Annotated in this window: 5 protein-coding genes; 2 read left to right on the top strand and 3 right to left on the bottom strand. The window is 66.6% G+C overall.

The features are described from left to right. The coding region (locus AC1D00_RS34145; protein ID WP_477013701.1) for a PD-(D/E)XK nuclease family protein at positions 1 to 1,015 on the top strand (1,015 nt) is incomplete at its 5' end. Between the two features lie 67 nt (positions 1,016 to 1,082). Further along, positions 1,083 to 1,403: a thioredoxin gene (gene trxA / locus AC1D00_RS34140; protein WP_008540017.1), complete on the top strand. Its 321-nt coding sequence runs from the start codon at positions 1,083 to 1,085 to the stop codon at positions 1,401 to 1,403. A 54-nt stretch (positions 1,404 to 1,457) separates the two neighbouring features. On the opposite strand, the gene AC1D00_RS34135 is transcribed toward trxA, so the two are convergent. From AC1D00_RS34135 to AC1D00_RS34125, 3 genes are all read right to left on the bottom strand, one after another. After that, the gene (locus tag AC1D00_RS34135) at positions 1,458 to 1,934 is read right to left on the bottom strand and encodes a MarR family winged helix-turn-helix transcriptional regulator (protein WP_477013700.1); all 477 of its coding nucleotides are present in this window, start codon (positions 1,932 to 1,934) and stop codon (positions 1,458 to 1,460) included. Next, a complete protein-coding gene (locus AC1D00_RS34130) occupies positions 1,931 to 2,356 on the bottom strand; it encodes an SRPBCC family protein (protein WP_477013699.1) in 426 nt (141 codons plus the stop codon). The genes AC1D00_RS34135 and AC1D00_RS34130 overlap by 4 nt, the downstream gene beginning before the upstream one ends. Before the next feature lie 81 nt (positions 2,357 to 2,437). Then, positions 2,438 to 3,026 (bottom strand): metallophosphoesterase family protein (locus AC1D00_RS34125; RefSeq protein ID WP_477013698.1); only part of this gene is annotated, 589 nt, incomplete at its 5' end.

Below are 3,026 nucleotides of genomic sequence, written 5' to 3'. Positions count from 1 at the left end.
GGTGTGGGCCGGCCGCAAGGCCGACGACCCCAGGCCGGTCGTCGAGGCACGCAAGGCCATGCTCGAGGAGACCGAGGACGAATACCGCCGCCTGCTCTACGTCGCGATGACGCGCGCGGCCGACCGGCTGATCGTCGGCGGCTGCATGCCCGGTAACATGAGGACGGTCCGCAAGCTGAGCTGGTACGATTTGGTCGACACCGGGCTCACCGGCTCGGGCCTCGAGAAGCAGACGGTGGAGACGCCGCTTGGCAAGGTGACGCGATTCGCCCGGCCGGAGGACGCCGTCGCCCTCGGCACGCCCGCGACATCCGTGGACCAGACGATCGCGTTGCCCGACTGGCTGCGGACGCCGGCACCGCGCGAGATGCTTGACGACGATGCCGTGCGCCCGTCCGGCCAATCTGCCGAGGAAGGCCGCGCGGTGCGGTCAGGCGAATCAGTGCAGTCGCGCGCGCGCGCGCTGCAACGCGGCGCGCTGGTGCATCGGCTGCTCCAGTCGCTGCCAGACATCGGCCCCGAGCGCCGGCGCGAGGCCGCGCTCGGCTTCATGGCGCGCAACGCCTCGGACTGGGCGGAGGCCGACCGCACCGCGCTGGCCGACAAGGTGCTCGCGCTGATCGCCGAGCCGCGCTTTGCCCCGGTCTTTGCCGGCGGCAGCCGGGCCGAGGTCGCCATCGTCGGCAGGCTGGAGCGGCCGGGCCGACCGCCGGCGCTGATATCGGGGCAGATCGACCGGCTGGTCGTTCGTCCGGACGAGGTCCTGATCGTCGATTTCAAAACCAACCAGGCGGCGCCCAAGAGCGCCTCGGAGGCCCCCGCCGTCTATGTCCGACAGCTCGCGCTGTACCGGGCGGTGCTGTCGAGGCTTTATCCCCAAAAGCCTGTCAGGGCTGTCCTGCTCTGGACCGAGGCCCTTGAATATATGGAGATTTCAGCCCCCGCGCTGGACGCGGCGCTGGCATCCCTTCATCTCAGTGTGAGCGTCCTTGACCCGGCAAGGGGCCGTTCATAGGTTGACGGCATGATCCCGGGCGCGATTCCCAACCGCGCCGATTCTTTCAACCGAGTGAGGTACTCCAATGGCCGTTAGCAAGGTTTCCGACGCCGATTTCGAAGCCGAAGTGCTCAAGGCGAACGGCCCTGTCGTCGTCGATTTCTGGGCCGAGTGGTGCGGCCCCTGCCGCATGATCGCCCCCGCCCTCGACGAGATCGCCGGCGCGATGGGCGACAAGGTCAAGATCGTGAAGCTCAATGTCGACGAGAGCCCGAAGACCGCGTCGAAGTACGGCGTGATGTCGATCCCGACCCTGATGATCTTCAAGGGCGGCGAGATGGCCTCCCGCCAGGTCGGCGCGGCGCCGAAGGCGAAGCTGCAGCAGTGGATCACGTCGGCGGTCTGATCCGCTTCGCGCGTAACTGAGAATTCTGCAACGGCCGGCGAATAGCCGGCCGTTTTATTTGCCGTCTGCCTCGGCGCGCTCAATGCCTTCGACGAGCGCCTGAAACATCGCAACCAGTCGCTTGGTGTCGGACGCCAGCGGCTTAAAGAACGCGGCGTCGGCGTCTTCAACCGCCACGACAGCTTTCCGCGCGAGATCGCGGCCCACCTTGGTGACCGTGATCGCCTTGGCGCGCGGGTCCTGAGGATGATCGATCCGCTCGATCAACCCTGCTGCTTCCAGCGCGCGCAACACCTGGGACGTGGTCATCGGATCAATGCCGCTGAGCTGGGAGAGCCGCGCCTGGGTCAGCGTTTCCTCAGCACCGAACCAGGTCGCCGTTGCCAGCAACACGAATTGGGAATGGGTGAGCTCGTAAGGCTGGAGCGCCACCCGCAACCGGCGTTGCCAGGCGTTCGAGATCTTCCAGAGCAGGAAGCCCGGGCTTTCGGCGGGTCCGGACAGACGGGTCGGGAGTGGCGGCTTCGTCATCGCGTCCCCTCGGCCAGTTTGGACAGGCTCGCGAGCACCTCGGGAAAATCGGCGGAAACCGCCGGGCCGATCTCGGCGGCCTGCGGGCCGCGGGCATCGACGGCATAGACAATGCGCGTGCGCGCCGGTCCAAGCGGCTCGATGCGGTGGGCGACAAGGATGACGAGATCGCCCACCCGTGTTTCGTCGACGAAGCAGACGTTCTCACGAACGTCGACCAGCTGCGAACGCAGCGCCTCCTCGCCGGGCGGCTTCATCGTGAACCAGGTGCCGGTCGCAAACGGTCCGTCGATGTTGATCTGCTCGATGCCCGCGTTCCAGGTTTTCCAGGCGGGGACTTCGCGAAAGATGCTCCAGATCGTCTCTGGGGTCGCCGACGTCTCGATGGCGTATTCGCTCCGCCAGGTGTTTTCGTCGCTCATGGCATGACCTCCCGTTTCATATGCGCGCTTATAATAAGCGCGCATATGAAAATGTCAAGCCCGCAGCCCTGATGGAGCCGTCTACTTGATCCAGCCCGTTGCCAGCGCGTTCGCGAGCTCCGGCTGATTGTTGCGGCGCGCGAGCGCGGCCATCGCCTCGTGATCGTAGGCGATCTGGCGGAACGTCACCTGCCACGCACCATCGACGCATTCGAGGACCGCGTAGCGCGCGTGCGGCGTGCCGGCCTCGACGACATGGGGGAACGGATGCTTGTCGCGATAGCCGGGGCTACCGACGCTGCCGGGATTGACGATCAGCCGGCCATCGCGCAAGCGCACCGCGCGGGCGAGATGGGTATGGGCGCAGAGGATCAGGGACTGCGTGATGCCTTGCGCGAACTGCTCGATGCGATCGAGCGGCGATAGCGCCACCGTGCCGTCGGGATGCACGGTGTCGAGCCAGTAGACTTCGTCGTTGTCGGGCGTTGCGTGGCAGAGGAAAACCCGGTCGCGGAACACGCGCGTCATCGGCTGCGCCCGCAGCCAGTCGAGTTGCGCGGCGTTGAGCGCCGCATGGGCAGGACGATCCCATGAGCCCATCTTCTCCGGCGGACGGTCGAGCAAATAGCGGTCGTGATTGCCGAGCACATGCACGGCCTCGAGCTGCATC

The organism is Bradyrhizobium sp. P2_E8, from assembly GCF_056403875.1.
This window is presented reverse-complemented; position numbering and strand designations above follow the sequence as displayed.

Coding starts and splice junctions, on each gene's coding strand:
- AC1D00_RS34130 (WP_477013699.1), bottom strand. CDS start 2,356: ATGAGCGACGAAAACACCTGGCGGAGCGAATACGCCATCGAGACGTCG.
- AC1D00_RS34135 (WP_477013700.1), bottom strand. CDS start 1,934: ATGACGAAGCCGCCACTCCCGACCCGTCTGTCCGGACCCGCCGAAAGC.
- trxA (WP_008540017.1), top strand. CDS start 1,083: ATGGCCGTTAGCAAGGTTTCCGACGCCGATTTCGAAGCCGAAGTGCTC.